General features: G+C 53.0%; 15 protein-coding genes and 1 pseudogene. 2 read left to right on the forward strand and 14 right to left on the reverse strand.

Going from position 1 to position 16,222, the window contains the following annotated elements; translation table 11 throughout:
- Positions 1 to 119 precede the first annotated feature (119 nt).
- The 11 genes from J1784_RS05230 to J1784_RS05275 all read right to left on the reverse strand — a co-directional run bounded on the left by J1784_RS05230 (position 120) and on the right by J1784_RS05275 (position 10,758).
- On the reverse strand, positions 120 to 404 hold the full coding sequence (locus J1784_RS05230) for a hypothetical protein (protein WP_119824776.1): 285 nt from the start codon (positions 402 to 404) through the stop codon (positions 120 to 122).
- Positions 405 to 907: 503 nt separating this feature from the next.
- Positions 908 to 1,165 carry an immunity protein gene (locus tag J1784_RS05235; RefSeq protein WP_119824774.1) on the reverse strand — a complete coding sequence of 86 codons (258 nt, stop codon included), beginning with the start codon at positions 1,163 to 1,165 and terminating at the stop codon, positions 908 to 910.
- Positions 1,165 to 1,455, reverse strand: coding sequence for a pyocin (locus J1784_RS26445; RefSeq protein ID WP_238485399.1), 291 nt, complete (start codon positions 1,453 to 1,455; stop codon positions 1,165 to 1,167). Before J1784_RS26445 ends, J1784_RS05235 begins: the two co-directional genes overlap by 1 nt.
- On the reverse strand, positions 1,455 to 1,742 hold the full coding sequence (locus J1784_RS26450) for an S-type pyocin domain-containing protein (RefSeq protein ID WP_229921213.1): 288 nt from the start codon (positions 1,740 to 1,742) through the stop codon (positions 1,455 to 1,457). Before J1784_RS26450 ends, J1784_RS26445 begins: the two co-directional genes overlap by 1 nt.
- A gap of 326 nt (positions 1,743 to 2,068) precedes the next feature.
- Positions 2,069 to 2,341, reverse strand: coding sequence for a colicin immunity domain-containing protein (locus tag J1784_RS05245; RefSeq protein WP_120509698.1), 273 nt, complete (start codon positions 2,339 to 2,341; stop codon positions 2,069 to 2,071).
- The gene (locus J1784_RS26455) at positions 2,338 to 4,347 is read right to left on the reverse strand and encodes an S-type pyocin domain-containing protein (protein WP_238485400.1); all 2,010 of its coding nucleotides are present in this window, start codon (positions 4,345 to 4,347) and stop codon (positions 2,338 to 2,340) included. The genes J1784_RS05245 and J1784_RS26455 overlap by 4 nt, the downstream gene beginning before the upstream one ends.
- Before the next feature lie 30 nt (positions 4,348 to 4,377).
- Complete coding sequence (locus tag J1784_RS05255; RefSeq protein ID WP_217148327.1) at positions 4,378 to 4,803, reverse strand: hypothetical protein; 426 nt, start codon at positions 4,801 to 4,803, stop codon at positions 4,378 to 4,380.
- Between the two features lie 472 nt (positions 4,804 to 5,275).
- Positions 5,276 to 6,301, reverse strand: coding sequence for a LacI family DNA-binding transcriptional regulator (locus J1784_RS05260; RefSeq protein WP_217148328.1), 1,026 nt, complete (start codon positions 6,299 to 6,301; stop codon positions 5,276 to 5,278).
- Positions 6,302 to 6,331: 30 nt separating this feature from the next.
- On the reverse strand, positions 6,332 to 7,741 hold the full coding sequence (locus J1784_RS05265) for a sucrose-6-phosphate hydrolase (protein ID WP_217148329.1): 1,410 nt from the start codon (positions 7,739 to 7,741) through the stop codon (positions 6,332 to 6,334).
- Entirely contained in the window at positions 7,738 to 9,111 is a 1,374-nt protein-coding gene (locus J1784_RS05270; protein WP_120509920.1) for a sucrose-specific PTS transporter subunit IIBC, read from the reverse strand. Before J1784_RS05270 ends, J1784_RS05265 begins: the two co-directional genes overlap by 4 nt.
- A 66-nt stretch (positions 9,112 to 9,177) precedes the next feature.
- Entirely contained in the window at positions 9,178 to 10,758 is a 1,581-nt protein-coding gene (locus J1784_RS05275; protein ID WP_217148330.1) for a carbohydrate porin, read from the reverse strand.
- Positions 10,759 to 11,008: 250 nt separating this feature from the next.
- Here J1784_RS05275 and J1784_RS05280 point away from each other — a divergent pair, with 250 nt between their 5' ends.
- Both J1784_RS05280 and J1784_RS05285 read left to right on the forward strand, forming a co-directional pair.
- Positions 11,009 to 11,947: an aminoimidazole riboside kinase gene (locus J1784_RS05280; RefSeq protein WP_217148331.1), complete on the forward strand. Its 939-nt coding sequence runs from the start codon at positions 11,009 to 11,011 to the stop codon at positions 11,945 to 11,947.
- A gap of 73 nt (positions 11,948 to 12,020) precedes the next feature.
- A complete protein-coding gene (locus J1784_RS05285) occupies positions 12,021 to 13,016 on the forward strand; it encodes a LacI family DNA-binding transcriptional regulator (RefSeq protein WP_217148332.1) in 996 nt (331 codons plus the stop codon).
- 2 nt (positions 13,017 to 13,018) lie between these two features.
- Here the strand turns inward: J1784_RS05285 and J1784_RS05290 are convergent, their stop codons facing one another.
- The 3 genes and pseudogenes from J1784_RS05290 to J1784_RS05300 form a co-directional block, all read right to left on the reverse strand.
- Positions 13,019 to 14,458, reverse strand: a complete 1,440-nt coding sequence (locus J1784_RS05290) for a glycoside hydrolase family 32 protein (RefSeq protein ID WP_217148333.1) — start codon at positions 14,456 to 14,458, stop codon at positions 13,019 to 13,021.
- Positions 14,455 to 15,720: an MFS transporter gene (locus J1784_RS05295; RefSeq protein WP_120509925.1), complete on the reverse strand. Its 1,266-nt coding sequence runs from the start codon at positions 15,718 to 15,720 to the stop codon at positions 14,455 to 14,457. Before J1784_RS05295 ends, J1784_RS05290 begins: the two co-directional genes overlap by 4 nt.
- A gap of 239 nt (positions 15,721 to 15,959) precedes the next feature.
- Positions 15,960 to 16,222: pseudogene (locus J1784_RS05300) on the reverse strand (hypothetical protein); the annotation flags it as partial.

Consider the following 16,222-nt stretch of genomic DNA (forward strand, 5'->3'; position numbering starts at 1 on the left):
ATTTATCCGCGTGCATGTGCACATCTTTTATTGTATTAAACTCATTGGGGGTGAGAAAAACAACGCCTAAAACATTCGCTTTAGGACGTTGCTTTTTTAAACTCTATTTAGAGAAAAGGTCACTCGAGACCATATTTTTTCTCGGCTGCAAAGGTGGGTTTCGACCAATTTGGGCCTTTTTTATAGCTATAACCACCCCCGGAGTATATACGGCCGTCCTCCTCAAGATTCTTTATGGCATCGATCAGTTTGATGTTGTATTTTCCGTATTTAGTGGAGGCTTTATATCTCCCGAAAAACTGCTCTATAGACGGATGGGATATACCACTTTCGCTGAGTTCGACGAGAAATGTAATTATGTCTTCCATTTCTTCATCTTGAACCATTGCATAAAAATTTACCATTTAGCACCTCATTATTTATTACTGAGTTTTAGAAAAAATGATTAATACGCTGGGGAAATGATCAGCGAAAACACCTCATGCCCGATCACGTTTCTGTTTTCAAACCTCCTGGTATGCAAGCTAAGACTGTGTCACTGGCTTACCGTCCCTCTAAAGTATTTTAACAAGATGGTCGATAACCTCTTTTTTTAAAGAGAGTTTTAACAACGTGATGTGTACAGTGTCATCTGAACTATCACGGCGAGAACAATGCGGGTACTTCGCCAGACAAGCTTTTAATGATGCCGCCAGCTATGTCGATATAGTTTTCATATTTGCTCTACTTCCTTTTAGCATTAGTCACCCCATAGCTGTTTCTGACATCATATGTACATGGTCGACTTCTTTTTAGCCGTATAGGGACGCCTGTGAGTAAAGTCCGGCAATCCGCCTTAGAAATAACTGCCAGCAATCTATCGTCTACTGGAAGTGGTAGAAACAAAATCGTCCGAAAATGTTAATAATTATTTGATGCCGTATTTTTTCTCGGTCACAAATTTGGGTGCTTTCCAATTAGGACCTTTTATTACTTTACCGTTCTGATCCTGAAGGACGCCTTTTTGGAATAATTCATCATATGTAGATGATAATTCGCCGATAGAAGTCACATTAAAGCGGTTATAAGTGTACAGGCGATCTAGTTTTCGGTAGTCGGAAGTAGGTCCCAGAAAGCTTAGTACGTCTTCTACACTTTCATTTTTGATTATATCTTTTAATGACATTATTCTTTTCCTCCAAGAGCATTTTTTAATTCCTGTTCGTCTGCAGCCTGCAGAGCATCGTCAGTGTAAAAAGACTGCTCCTTTTCATTTATTTTATCGTCTTCGAGAGTGGCTGTATGCGTATTACTCCATGCAGCTTTTTGCTCATGAACACTTTTGGGAACTTCGCCGTCTTTTATGCCTGGATTACGATATCGCTCCAGCTCTCTGATTTCGTGGGTGTAAAAACGCGTGTCGGTATCGGTGGTCTGCAGCTCTCCCTTAAGGATTCTCTCAAGACGGTCGATCATTACCTTATTTTCAAGTGTTTGTTCAAAACACCCTTATGCAGCTTCACCTTATCTCTCCCGGCGCGATTAATGCTGGCACTTTTCCAGTCAAGGTTCTGAATGGGGCCGTCGGTGTTGTAATCACGTCCGCTGTACTTCCCCTTCGCATTGGTCTCGCCGTAGAGGTTGCTGAACATCACACACACCGGCTCTACGCCCGTACCTGCTGCATCTGGACGCCAGTAGATAAAGTCCTGCAACACGGCCACGTCTGCTTCAGGGGTGACGGTGGTGACCAGTGTCTCCACTGATTTCACCTCCGTCCCCGTACGACCTTCAGCACCGGCACCGTCCCCGTCCCGGGCAAGCTGCCTTCGCCCGTTTTAAGAGCCTGAGCGTCAGCCGGTCATTTTCCAGAACAGCGCACCGTGCACCGGCAGGTCCGCTGCTGATACGTCAGGTTCACGCGGCTGCTCTGGACCGCGCTGAGCGGATAAGAGAGCAGTGCTCTACCATCATTTCCTCCAGGTCACACAGGCTAAGTGCGTAAGCAAGATATGGATGTATATGCGACCTAGTGAGCATTTAATTAAATAGCATCCGGCATTACCGCCGGATGCTTGAACTTTAAACGTCAAAGCAGGTTGAATTTTTCAAGCAACGCTTTCACCTCAATCCTCAACGTAGCTTCATCTAGTTCATAATCATCTCTGTCAGCTTCTGGATTGTAACAATCGGCGACGACAAATATGCTAGAACAACACTCGGATACAATATCGGTGTCTTTTTCCTGATTATTTGAATCTCTTTCTACTTTCCATAGACGAATATACTCATCAGCAAAATTATCTGCGTTCAGCGTCGACTCAGCAAATTGTTTGGCAAAATCAATTAACGTCATACTCATTGTAATATCCCCTTATCGATAAAGTTTTGAAATTGCGGCTCTCCAGGCTTTAACTTCCACCCTGTGACAAACTTTCCTTTACTATCAATAACAATGACGTTATTTGTGTTAGGGTTAAAGAATACATCTGAGTCTTCTTTTCTAGGATAAGTTCCTTTTTTAATTGTTTCCTTATCTGCAAGATGCGCTTCAATTGCATCCCTGAATTTAGTTAACGTTTCACGGTTTTTCTTCGTGTCTTTGATACCAAAATCACTGGCATGCTTAAGGTATTTTTTATGCAACTGCTTACGGGTAAAGCGTCCTGAATCAAGTGGATCACTGAACATTACATACATAGGTTCGACACCCGTACCAACCGCATCAGGACGCCAGTAGATAAAGTCCTGCAACCCGTTCACGTCTGCTTCGGGGGTGACAGTGGTGACCAGCTTTTCGACCGGTTTGGCTGCTGTGCCCGTATGCCACGGCGTGACCGGAACCGGAGAGCGGTTGCCGGTGTCAGCGGGCGCCACCGGGACAGGGACCGGATTAATCAGGACGGTCCGGGGCGGCAGTCCTCCGACCGCGGGCACCGTGATACGGTCCAGGCCCGTTGCCTCATCCCGTACGGCCTTCAGCACCGGCACCGTTCCGGGCAGGCTGCCTTCGCCCGTTTTTAACAGCCTGAGCGTCAGCCGGTCATTTTCCAGGACCAGCGCACCGCGCACCGGCAGGTTTGCCGTGGAGGCACCGGGCGTCAGGCTCACGCCGCTGCCCTGGACCGCGCTGAGCGGATAAGAGAACAGGGCGGGGACGTCACGCCCGGGCACCTTGTCGCTGCCTTTACCGGCTTCCATCGGCCAAAACCCCGCCACCACCACGCCCAGGCGCGGACCGAGGGCGTTTACCGTTGCCGCACGTTTAAGCTCGGCCCAGCCTTTGGACAGCACGTACAGGATGTCATCCGCCAGCTCCATGGCACCGCTGCCGGCTGCCGCAAACTGCGCCGTGCCCGGATGCCCTCCCAGCACCATGGCGCCAGGCGCGCGCAGGGCAGTCTCCGCCGCGCTGACCATCTGCGCCGTATAGACGGGGGCGGGGTGTACGCTGGCCCGGGCCATCAGCTCCGCCGTGGCCTTGCGCAGCCGTGCTGCCGCGCGGGCTCGGGCATCCGCTTCCGCTTTGGCTTTCGCGTCGGCCGCTTGTCTGGCCGCGGCCTCCGAGCTGGCCTGACTGGCGGCCGCGGCGTCTGCCTGCGCCCGCGCCTGGTGTTCCTGGCGCAGGGCGTTCAGCCGGTTTTCTGCGCCGGCCTTGTCCCGCTGATACTGCTCTGCCCGCTGCTGGAGCTGGGCGGCTTCGTGACGGGCCTGCGCCGCCGCGTTGCGCTCGCGGTTGATGTCATTTTGCTTCGCATCCGCCTGCGCCTTGACCGCGTTCGACTGTTGCAGCATCGTCGACCCCACGCGAAACAGGGGGTGGAATCCGTCGTTCATGACGCCCTGATTGACGAACCGCTGGTAGCCGTCAAAGAGCTGCTGCTGGCGCTGGCGCAGGACATTTTGCTCGTTTTGCACGTTGTTGGCCGCCCCGTCGTGGGCACTGGCGCGCCCGTCGGCAGAGGCCTTTTGCTGCACCGCGATATTTATCTGGTACTGGTATTCATCAATCTGGCGCTGGACCGCCGCTTCCTGCTGTTGCTCCAGCTGCCGGCGGGCCGCGGCCCCCGTCAGCTGTTGCTGCCGCGCGGCGGCTTTCTCGCTGTCAGGGCGATATTTCTCCGGGACGAGTCCACTGCGGATGCGGTCGATATCCTGCTTCGTGCGCTCAGCCGCCGCGAGGAGGGCCGCCAGGTCCTTCTTATCGCCGGCGATAAGCTGCTCCGTGGCCGCTTTATCACCCTGGCGTTTTGCAATGTATTGCCTGGCCTGGTTGACGTCCGCTGCGCTGCGGGGCCACCAGACGCGGCCGTTATTGAGCATAATGTCGGCCTCAATATAGAGTACGGCATTTTCCTCGGCGGCCATTCTCGCCTGCAGCTCCCGGGCCAGCGCCTGTTATAAATCCAGGGTGGCCTGTGCCCGCTCGCCCGGGGGGGCATTATTTTTTCCCCTCAGGCTGATTTCTGCGTTCAGCCGCTGGTTCTGCGCATGGGTGAGCTGCTCATCAAGCGCGACCTGTTTCTTGTGTGCGTCGTCCACCGCAATGGAGAGCTCCTGCTGGTGGATTTGCGCGACGCTTCGGGCCATCGCCAGGGCGTCCACGGTCTGAGAAACGGAGCCGGGGCGAAAGACGAGGGACATGCCCAGGCCGCCGTTCAGTGCGTTCAGCTTGCGGCTGAAATCGCCGCTCACGTAGCCCTCAACGCCGAGGGTATCTTCCACGGAGCCCGACATATCCAGGTCCCGCTGCCAGTCCACGCCGTTACCATCGGGGTGATGGTAGTAACCGGCGGCTGTCATTTTGTCTGCATCAAGTGCCATATCCTTATCCTTGGTTCATACGGTTGAGTGTAAATACTGTAATTACATACAGCACTCACACCGTACTCTCGGTCCATGAGGAGATCAACGTAATGATAAGCATTATCATTTGTGTCGTCAATGGCACAAAAATTAACCTAGCTCACTAAAGGAAAAGAAGGATTAAGATGGAATGAAGCCGCGTCTGGAGAATACGAAACATCAGAATGATGACTTACGTAAGTTTTGAAGCAGTGCTTGTAGGAAGAGATTCGTTGAAGGAAACAAAGGAGGACTACCATCACACGCCTGGAGATCTCGATCATCATTAGCGAAGGATATTTTCAGGATTGAGGATTATTAGGGGTATGCGGCTTTTCATGAAACAACCTTCATCATTGAGAGATTGCACGCGAACCCTGGATTGGGATTGAGCTAAGTGATGCGAAGTGAATTCATCCTTCACATCATCTTGTGGCGAACGTGTTGCTCTCTATTTTATTTGCGTGAACTGCGCGGAGCGCCAGTGTAGTTTGGGGGTTAGAAAACATTGCGTCTGCTCGACAGGTTGGTCATTCATCAGGTCGCTGATCACGCTGAAACAATGCATGGCCAGCTCCCGGCAGTCCTGAGCAACGGTATCAATTTTCACGGACAGAGAATCGTAGAGGTAGTGATCGTCAAAACTACACAGATGGATATCGCTTTCCAGCAACTGGTGCTGGCTCATATAACGTAAAACCCCTTCCATTAGACCGCATGAGGCCACGAAAAGCGCTTTTGGCGGACGTCCGAGACGTGCACAGAGCTGCGCGAACATTTCGTATCCGGAACTTGGGTGATAATTTCCGTACAGGATCCAGTCAGGATCCAACGGGACACCTTCCCGTTGCAGCCCCAGCTGGTAACCCGCCAGGCGGTCACGGGTCGGGGAAATCCGCTGCTGACCGCCGAGAAAATAGAATTCATCACGCTGCGTTTGCGCTATCCGCGAGACCAGTTCAGCTGAGGATTCGATGGCTTCGCAGACCACAATCGGCAGTTGCGTGTCCTGCATATGACGGTCGAATAAGACCACGGGTAACTGCTGACTGATTTTGACGTATTCCGCATCATTGAGCATGCTGGACGCCACAATCAGCCCGTCAACCTGACGCTGTATCAGATTGTTGACCACCATGGTTTCCTGACTGGTATTTTCATCCGTACAGGCGATCAACAGCTGCATCCCGTTTTCGCGACACAGCGTTTCCAGTTCGTTCGAACAGGCGGCAAAACCGTAGTTGGTCATTTCCGGCACCACCAGCCCCAGCGTAAAACTGCGGGAGACATTGAGTGAACGGGCGTGAATGCTCGGCTGATAATGATGTTCAGCTGCGACGGCGAGTACCCGATCCCTTGTGGGATCGGAGATCCGAAACTTTTTGCTGTGTCCGTTGAGCACCTGGCTGGCAGTCGATTTGGACACGCCAGCCAGTTCGGCTATGCCACTGATAGTGATGCGTTTGGTCTTTTTCACTGCGCCATATTCTGTTGTCCGGAAAGACATTTATTCTATCACGCATTCCGCCAACGACCAGTAGCGCAACGTAATTTGCCCGGTTCCCCGCAAGATCAATTGTGCCGGTAATACAGGGTAATAGCGTGAGGACATCACCGCTTCGCCGTCATTGATGAAAATCTCCAAACTTGAGGTATCGCTCAACACCGTCAGTTTGCGCAACTGGCCCCGCCAGACGCGATGTTCAGTCAAGCCCGTGCGCCGGTTGTTTCGCGTTAAACGCAACCATTCCCCGTCGAAACTGAGCGTCATGTCGCCACCAAAATCCGCGCTGAAAGCCTGTTCAGTAACAATTTCCGTCTCGGCTTTTGTGATGTCCAGAGGAGGGCAATCGTCGGCAATCCCATGCCATGCCTGTTCATCACGACGGAGTTGTTGCAGTTCACGTGCCGGTTTTTGCATGATTTTACCCGCCACCAGCGTCAGTTCGCGCGGGGAGGTCATCGTATGCAGCCAGCCGTTTTGTATCGTTGGCTGGAAAAATTCATCGCCGTCTGGGATCCCCATCCAGCCGATCAGCAGGCGTCGCCCGTCATCTGTCTGCGTGGTTTGCGGCGCATAAAATTCGAATCCCAGATCAAGTTCAGTGAATTCGCCGTGTGTAAATTCTGCCTTTTCATAATCCAGCTGCCCGACAAAATAACCCGACTGAAACGTATTCAGATAACGGTCAGATTCCGCTGCCAAACCCTGCGGACAGCAGATCAGAATATCGTTATCTGCCAGCCGGAATAAATCCGGACATTCCCACATGTAGCCGAATTCGCCAAGCCCGTGTAATCCTGAACCCGCAATTTCGCCCAGAAGATCCCAGGCTGATAAATCGTCAGCTCGCAGCAATAACACTTTGCCTTTGAGGCTGACATCCTGAGCACCCAGTACCATGTACCAGTGGTTTTCATGGCGCCAGACTTTCGGATCACGCACATGTCCGGTATAGCCTTCCGGCAGATTAAATACTGGCCCGGTTTTATCAAATTCGCCGTCTGCATTCTCGCGCGCCAGACACTGAAATGCCGTACGGCAGCCATCGGGATACTTCACGTTACCGGTGTAAATCAGCGTCAGCTGGCCGTTATCGGTCACGGCTGAGCCTGAATAACAGCCGTGTGACTCGTAGGCTTCTGACGGTGCCAGCGCCAGCGGCTCATGCTGCCAGTGCAGTAAATCTGCCGAGCTCCAGTGCCCCCAGAATTTAGCGCCGTGCGCGCAGGCCAGCGGGTTCCATTGATAGAACAAATGGAAACGACCGTTATGCTGAATAAATCCGTTCGGGTCATTGAGCAGCCCGACCGGCGGTGCGAGATGCCAGCCGGGCCGATAAGGGTCTGCCGCCGCTTTAACCTGACCGGCTACCACGCTGCGCAGTGCTTTTTTTAGCAAGCTGGTTTCTGTCATTTCTTATTCTCCGTGTTGTATTTCAGCAGCAATGACAGCAGGAATGCGCTGCCGAAGGCAATCACTAACCCTATCAGGTAGCTGAGAATTGAGCTGGCCTGCACGATGGCGAGTCCCGGAATACCGGTCAGACCGACGGCCGTCATATTGACGTGCATCGCCACCACCCAGGCACCGCCGAGCGCACCGCCTACCAACGCCGCCAGGAAAGGTTTCATGAAGCGTAAGTTGATGCCGAAAATGGCGGCCTCGGTAATGCCCAGCATGGCGGAAAACGCCGAAGGTACCGCAATGGCTTTAATTTTCGCATCGCGGGTTTTGAAGTAGACCGCCAGACAGGCACCACCCTGTGCAACGTTAGCCATCGACCAGATTGGCAGCAGGAAATTCACGCCGATGTTCGGGTTGCCCAGCAAACCGGCTTCAATCGCATGGAAGCTGTGATGAATACCGGTGATGACGATCACCGAATACAGACCGCCAAATATCAACCCCGCGAACCAGCCGGCATGCGTGATCAGGGTGCTGAGAATAAAGGAGATACCGTCACCGAGCGCGCGACCGGCCGGACCGATGATTAGGAAAGCGATAAAGCCGGAAATAATGACCGTCAGGAAAGGCGTCAAGATTAAATCGAGGGCATCCGGAATGATTTTACGCAGGCGTTTCTCAATGAAACTCATGAACCAGACCGCCAGCAGCACCGGAAATACCGTGCCCTGATAGCCGATCATCGCAATCTCAATACCGAAGAAATTCATGGTATGGAAACCGCTGGCAACGCCCCAGGCGTTAGTTAGCGCCGGATGGGTGAGAATGCCGCCCAGCGTGGCGCCAAGAAACGGATTGCCGCCAAATTCGCGTGCGGCGGTGAAACCAATCAGGATCGGCAGAATGATAAACGCCGCCGAGCTGAACATGTCGAGCATGATAAAAATCGCGCTCTCGGGATTGGCCCAGCCGTAGGTTTTCACCATGCCGAGCAGCCCCATTAGCAGGCCGGAGGCGACAATCGCCGGAATAATCGGCACGAAAATATTCGACAGCACGCGCGCAATACGCTGGAACGGATTCAGCTTTTGCGCCGCAATATCTGCGGCTTCAGATTTGCTCGATTCGGTGATACCGGCCACTTTAATAAACTCGCCGTAGACCTTATTCACCAGCCCGGTACCAAATATGATCTGAATCTGTCCGGCATTGCTAAAGCAGCCTTTAACACCCTCCACCTTTTCGATGGCACTTTTGTTGATCAGGCTGTCGTCCGCTAGCACCAGACGCAGACGTGTGGCGCAGTGTGCCGCGCTGGCAATATTGTCCTTGCCGCCCAACAGCGGAAGCAATTCAGTCGCGATTGCATTGATATTCATAGCATCCCTTAATTTTCTTTATCGCCCGGTCAGGCCGGGCGTTTGTTTTAAATCAAACCCTGCCGTTTAGAACCAGGTTTCCATTTGGATACCGAAGTTCCACTGTCCGCCCGCTGTGAATCCGTCGGTACCAAATGAGTCACTGGATGAATAGCTGTCGAGCTCTTTGCTCCAGTCCATATACGTGGCGAAGAAGCGGATTTCCGGGCGACTCAGCATGTCGCTGATATCCCCCACCTTGAAGGTCGGCGCGAAGGTCAGTTTGTAGAAACCGCCTTTCACTTGGTTGTAATCGCTGTAACCCTGTGGATTGAGATCCATAAACTGATAACTGCCTTCATACGCCAGTTCGAAGTTCTCGGTAATTTGCTGGATCAGACGGGTATTGAACGTCAGCCATTTATAGTCGTCGCCCGAGACGTAGCGGTCTTTGCTCTGCTGTGCCAGAACCGCCGGGGCGATACTCCAGTTTTTGCTGATCGGCGTGATGCCATATGTTGCCAGACGCAGCGTACTCGCATCGTCAGTCAGACGTCCGTCAGAGCCCAGCGCTTTCACTTCTGCTCCCAGTCCGTGTCCGTAAAGCAAGGCTGTTTTCGATGTCCCTTCGCGCAGGCCGTAGAAACTGTCACCGTGATACGCCAGCAACGTGTGGAAGCCGGTGTCCGCCGCGGTGCTGATCCCCCGGTTGCCGGTATTTTCACGATCCTGATTATTTTTGGCACGCAGGCCGCTCAGCATCCACTGGAATGGACCGGCATAGTTGTTGGCCGTGACAATGTAGTTTTCGATGCGGGTGTCGTCGTTATTGTCGTCTTTCAGATCGTCAAAGTTTCTTCCGTAAAGCGAGAAGTTACTTTTCAGGTTATCGCCCCATTTGACGTCGTAGATCCCGCCACCGGTACCCGCCAGGAAAATGATGTCGGAATCCAGCCAGTGAATGTCGAAATTATCCCGGTCAAAGCGTTTACCCGCCCAAAGGGTGGAATCTTTCCAGACCCCGGTGAACGTCGGCAGTGAACCCAGCTCGACAAACGCCTGACGGATATTTAAGTCGCTGGTCGCGCCGGTCCAGTCGTTGTAGCTGCGCTGACCATCAGCCAGCATGACTTTGTAGCGGGAGGTCGCACCGCTGGCCATCGTCTGGTTGTGCTCCAGATTCAGTTCGACGTAGGTGTTATTTTCGTTACCCAGACGCCCGACTGCACCGCCTGTTTGTCCGGCTGGGGTGACGTACGGGCCACTTTCCGTTGAGGTGCCAGAATCGTTCATGATCACGCCAGAACGGGCATAACCACTAAATTTAAACCCGCTGTTATCACTGCTGTTGCTTTTGGCATTGCTGGCTAACGTTTCGGTGCGTTTAGCCACATCGGCAGTTTGCTGCTGGGTGATTTCAGCCGTCTTCGCCACCTGACGGGTTTGCTGTTCGTTGCTGGCGGTGCGTGTCTCGAGTTGTTTAACCTGCTGTTCTGCCTGCGTAGCACGGGCTTCGGCCTTAGCGGCTCGGCTTTCGGCGAGTTGTAGTCGTTTTTCCATCGCCGCAAAGCGGGCTTCAATAGCACTGGAAGAAAGATCGGCCCCCTGAGCCGCAGAAGAAAGAATAAGTCCAATAGCAACAGCAAGATAGCGAGGTTTCATCATCATTTTTATCCCTTCAGAGGAAGTTTAATTATTATGGGAAAACCATTTTGCTAAATTGCTGAACTGGTTTTCCTGAGCACAATAAACACTCGTTATGTATTTACGCAACGAAGTTCGGCAGTCATGTGCAGGATTTGTGATCTTGCTGGCAATTCCCTCTCGTATCATGAAAATTGATTTGCTCTTGATTAGCTAAACCGGTTCTTCTATTTTATTGACAGACGATTTATCAGGATTTTAAAAGGGAATGACGATGAATAACCGGGTTTGGGTACTTGGCGATGCCGTGGTGGATTTGATCCCTGAGCAGGATGGTCGCTTATTAAAATGTCCGGGCGGAGCACCGGCAAACGTTGCCGTCGGTGTCCGCCGTCTGGGAGGCGAGAGCGCCTTTATCGGGCGGGTGGGGGATGACCCTTTCGGGAAGTTCCTGATGAAAACGCTCAGCGATGAAGGGGTAAATACCGGCTGCATGACGGCTGACCCGCATCACCGCACCTCCACGGTGGTGGTGGAAAACGATGCTGACGGCGAACGTTCCTTCACGTTTATGGTGCGTCCAGGGGCCGATTTATTTCTGCAGACTACCGATATTCCGGCTTTTAACGCCGGCGAGTTTTTGCATTTGTGCTCGATTGCATTATCCGCAGAGCCTTCCCGCTCTTCGGCTTTTCTGGCAATGGCGAAGATGAAAGCGGCAGGCGGTTGTGTCTGTTTTGATCCCAATATCCGGCACGACCTGTGGTCTGATGAAAAGCAGCTGCGTGATAATCTTGCCCGCGCGTTGTCGCTGGCGGACGTGATAAAGGTTTCAGAGGATGAGCTGGAATTTCTGAGCGGAGAAGCGCTGTTGTCAGAGGGGATGCTGCGCCTGTGTGACCTTTATAATCCTGAACTGTTGCTGGTCACGCAGGGGAAAAAGGGCGTTTCGGTCTACCGGAAGAAAAATTTAAGCCTGCAACACTTTCCGGCACCCGAAGTGCGGGTAGTGGATACTACGGGTGCAGGGGATGCCTTTGTCGCCGGTCTGCTGGCCGGACTGGCGCAACACTGGCCGCTGACGTCGGACAGCGTCTGGCAGCACGTCATTCATCAGGCGCTGGCGTGCGGGGCGCTAGCCACCACCGCGAGAGGCGCAATGACCGCATTGCCCGACAGCGCGACCTTAAAGGCATTTTCCTCTCAGGTTTGATCGGAATAGATTTACTCCCTGACCCTTTTTTTGTGTAGGATCAGCGGAGTCAATTTTGCCGGACGGGAGAGTTATGGCTTCGCTGAAAGAAGTAGCACAACTGGCTGCGGTGTCGCTGATGACAGTGTCCCGCGCCATTAACGAACCGCAGCGGCTAAAGCCCGAAACGCTGGCACGTGTTCAGACAGCGATCAGCGCCCTGAATTATGTGCCCGATTTCTCTGCGCGCAAAATGCGAGGCCGCAGCACCAAAGCTTCGACTCTCGGTGTGCTGGCGCTTGATACCGCCACCACGCCCTTTTCCGTTGAACTTCTGCTCTCGATAGAACTGACAGCGCGTGAATTTGGCTGGAGCAGTTTTCTGGTCAATATCACCTCGCAGGAAGACGGCGAGCGGGCCGTCAGTCAGCTGCTGTCCCAGCGTCCGGACGGCATAATCTTTACGACGATGGGCCTGCGCGAAGTGCTAATCCCGGACCGTTTGCTGGAAAAAAATTTGGTGCTGGCTAATTGTCTGAGCCGTGAACACACGCTGCCGGGCTACATTCCTGATGATTTTGACGGACAGTATCAGGCGATGAAGGCTCTGATACAGAAAGGTTACCGGCGTCCGCTGTGCTTTTATTTACCTGACTCGATACCTGCCGGAATTTGCAGAAGGGCAGGCGCGGAAGCGGCATGGCAGGAAGCCGGACTGTCAGCCGGTGAACTGCGTCAGTTTCACATGGCGTCGGGTGACGAGCATTACCGCGATGTGGTGGCTCTGCTTAATGAATTTACCCCGCACGATAAGGCAGATTTTGACGTGCTGGTGTGTGGCAATGATCGTATTGCCTTCCTGGCCTATCAGGTATTGTTAGCCAAAGGCATCTCCATCCCGCAGCAGGTGGCGGTACTCGGGTACGACAACATGGTTGGCATTGGCGATCTGTTCCAGCCGCCGCTGACCACGGTACAGTTACCGCACCGCGAGATTGGCCGCGAGGCCGTGCTGCATCTTATTGAAAAGCGCCCGAACAGCGGCGTGATACAGATTTCCTCCCCGCTGCTTGAGCGCGCCTCGTTGTAATCTTATTCGGTGCTAAGCCGCCAGATGTCACCCTGACTGAACATCGCCTGTCCTTTTTCGGCAAAGAGAGAGAGGACGTGCTGATCCTGCTGCGGATAGATCCGGCTGCTGAGCGTTTTCTCCCCCAGATTAACAAACACTTCCGCAGAAGAGCGGTCAATAAAGACGCGCAGCTCCAGCAGATTGCCTTGCGGCAACGCGACACTGCGGCTGTCCTGAATTCTGTAGGCTGGATAATCGCGGTTCAGATAAAGTCTGTGTGTCTGGTTGTCCACAAATACGGAAAGACCGTCGCCGAGCGTGATGCCAAAGCGTTCCGCATCCGTTTGGCTGAGATCCCATTGCACGATAATTTCCGTCGCCTGAGCATTTTCAGAAAGCCGCTGCACGCTGTTTTTCAGCAGGCAGGGCGCCAGCGGACGGTGCTCCCGGCGAAGGGTACAGACTTCCTCAACCGGCAACATGCTAACTTTTCCGCCGCATAACCTCAGTTCCCGTGGGAGGGTAAGGCAGCCAGCCCAGCCTTCCTGTTTGGATGGCATGATCGATTCCCACATGTCCATCCACGCGATAATAATCCGGCGTCCGTCAGCGGCGGTGAAAGACTGTGGGGCATAAAAATCGTGCCCGTGATCCAGTTCCACAAAGCCCTGCGTAATGCTGAAATCCTGACCCGGCTTCCAGTGACCCCGCAGGTAACCGCTCTGGAACACGTTCTGATAATCATGGCCTTGAGCGCGGATCCCCTGCGGCGAGCACATCAATATATTGTCTTCGCCCAGTGGGAAGAAATCCGGACATTCCCACATGTAACCTGTAGCGGCGTTTGCTTTGGCGAGAACGCGGTCCAACGTCCAGTGGTGCAAACTGTCTCCTTTATAGAGCAACACCTGACCACGATCGCAGTCATCACGGGCACCCACGACCATCCACCAATGGCCCTGTTCCTGCCACACCTTCGGGTCACGAAAGTGCATGATATTTTCCGGTGGTGTCAGCACCACCCCCTGTTTGGTAAAATGAATGCCGTCCTCACTGGTCGCCAGACACTGGACTTCACGGATGGCGCTGTCATTGCCTTCGCCACTGAGCCAGACGTGGCCGGTGTAAATCAGGCTGAGTATGCCGTTGTCATCGACCGCACTGCCAGAGAAGCAGCCGTCGCGATCGAATTCTTCCCCCGGTGCCAGCGCCACAGGCTGATGTTGCCATCTCACCATATCTTTGCTGGTAGCGTGACCCCAGTGCATCGGCCCCCAGTTTTCACTGAACGGGTGGTGCTGATAAAACGCGTGGTAAACGCCCTGATGATAAATCAGCCCATTCGGGTCATTCATCCAGCCCGCTGGTGGCGCGAGGTGAAAGGTCGGATAAAAGACGTTGCCGCGCAGAGTTTCTGCCTGCTCTAACGCCTGTTGTGCGCGTTCCAGTCTTGTGTTCATACAATCTCACTTTTATTCAGAAGTATAGGTTTTGACGTCGTGGAAGGGGGTGCCTGGCTTTTTTCGCCGGTCAGCAGGTAAACGGACAGGAGGGTGAGCACCAGGACCAGCATCCCCATAAACATATAGGTGTCAGCGAAGCCCAGCAGGTCATAACCGTGCCCGGCCAGCGGCGACAGCACGCTGGCGCAGACCTGCGTAATGAACTGGAACCCCACCAGATAAAGTGTGGCGGAAAGGCGTGGGTCAAAGCGGGTGGTAATGTATTTAAACATCGCAATCAGCAGGATCGGGAGCTCAACGGCGTGCAGCAATTTCATGCAGGAAATCGTGACTGCATCCGCTGCGAGGCCGGAACCAAAAACGCGCAGCGCCATGATCATCCCGCTCAGCAGCAATCCATTTTTTGCCCCGATTTTGTTGACGACAAATGGCGCGAGGAACATCCCGCCGGCTTCCAGGAATACCTGGAAGGAGTTGAGAAAACCGTACATTTCGTTGCCGTGCCGGACGTCTGAAAACAGCGAGGCGAAATACACCGGGAATTGCTGGTCGTAAACGTTGTAAACGCTGACGCCGGTCACAAACACGATCAGTGCCCAGAATCGCGGCAGGCGGAACAGGGTTATGGCGTCACTTAACGTCAGTTTGCTGGATTTGCCGTATTCCAACTGGCTCAGGGCATCCGTTTTCACTTCGCGAAGCAGCCACAGCAGCCACAAGAAAATGACCGCAGAACAGGACGCCATCCAGAAGTTGAGGTTGGGATTGAGGTTAAACAGCATTCCCGCAAAGAAGGTTGCGACGGCCCAGCCAAGTGATCCCCACATTCTGGCTTTACCGAACTCAAATCCCAGGATCCGGCTGACGCGCTCGGTGTAAGACTCCAGCGCGCCGATCCCGGCAAAGAATGTCGCGCCGACATAAACGCCGCCCGCCACGGCACCCGCCAGAATACTGACCTGCAAGAGCGGCGCAAAAACGAAAATAAAGAAAGGACCGCTGATGAGTAACAGCAAACCCAGGGCCCAGAGCAGGTTTTTACGCAGCCCCAGTTTGTCCTGAATAAAACCGTAAAGGGGCTGCGCGCAAAGGGCGGTCAGCGCCACTGCGGAAAAAAACAAACCGGTTTCGGTGCCTTTCAGCCCGACTTTCTGACTGAGCCAGAGCGAGATAAGCGAAAAGGCGGAAGACCAGGTGTAGAAAAAAGAAAAAAGTAATCCACTCAGTAATGCGTAGTGACTTCGTTGACTGTTTTTCATGGCATGTCCGGATTTAAATCGTCAGAAGAAGCCATATTGTTAACGTTAACATGTGGTTTTTCAAAAATTCAAAAATCGAGAATCATGATGTTAATCACGAATGTTAACGTTAACATTGCAAAGGTGTGATATTCATCGCATTTTTGTCGCCTCAAGCGCTTTCGTCCTCCTTCAAGACTTGGGGATATTTTGAAATATAAAGAGTCAGAGGGTATGGCTAGAGATAGGGGGGCATCAGCTCATACAGGGATGTATTGCGAGCCAATATCTGACAGTTGGTTTGGGTATTTACGCATAGTCTTATAATACCCAAAACGGAGACAGACAGATAGGCGCCCATCTCGTGGTAATAAATGAGAGGGGTTAAGTATGGTTGAGACTGTAATTAAAATTGTGTAATTGCCTGTTTTTGATATGTTCACTCCAGCAACGGAGACAGGTAAATTATGGACGAAAAGAAACTTAAAGCCCTTGCGGCTGAACTGGCTAAAGGCCTTAAAAC

The sequence above is a fragment of the Rahnella ecdela genome (assembly GCF_019049625.1).
In the GTDB taxonomy this organism is placed as follows: Bacteria; Pseudomonadota; Gammaproteobacteria; order Enterobacterales; family Enterobacteriaceae; genus Rahnella; species Rahnella ecdela.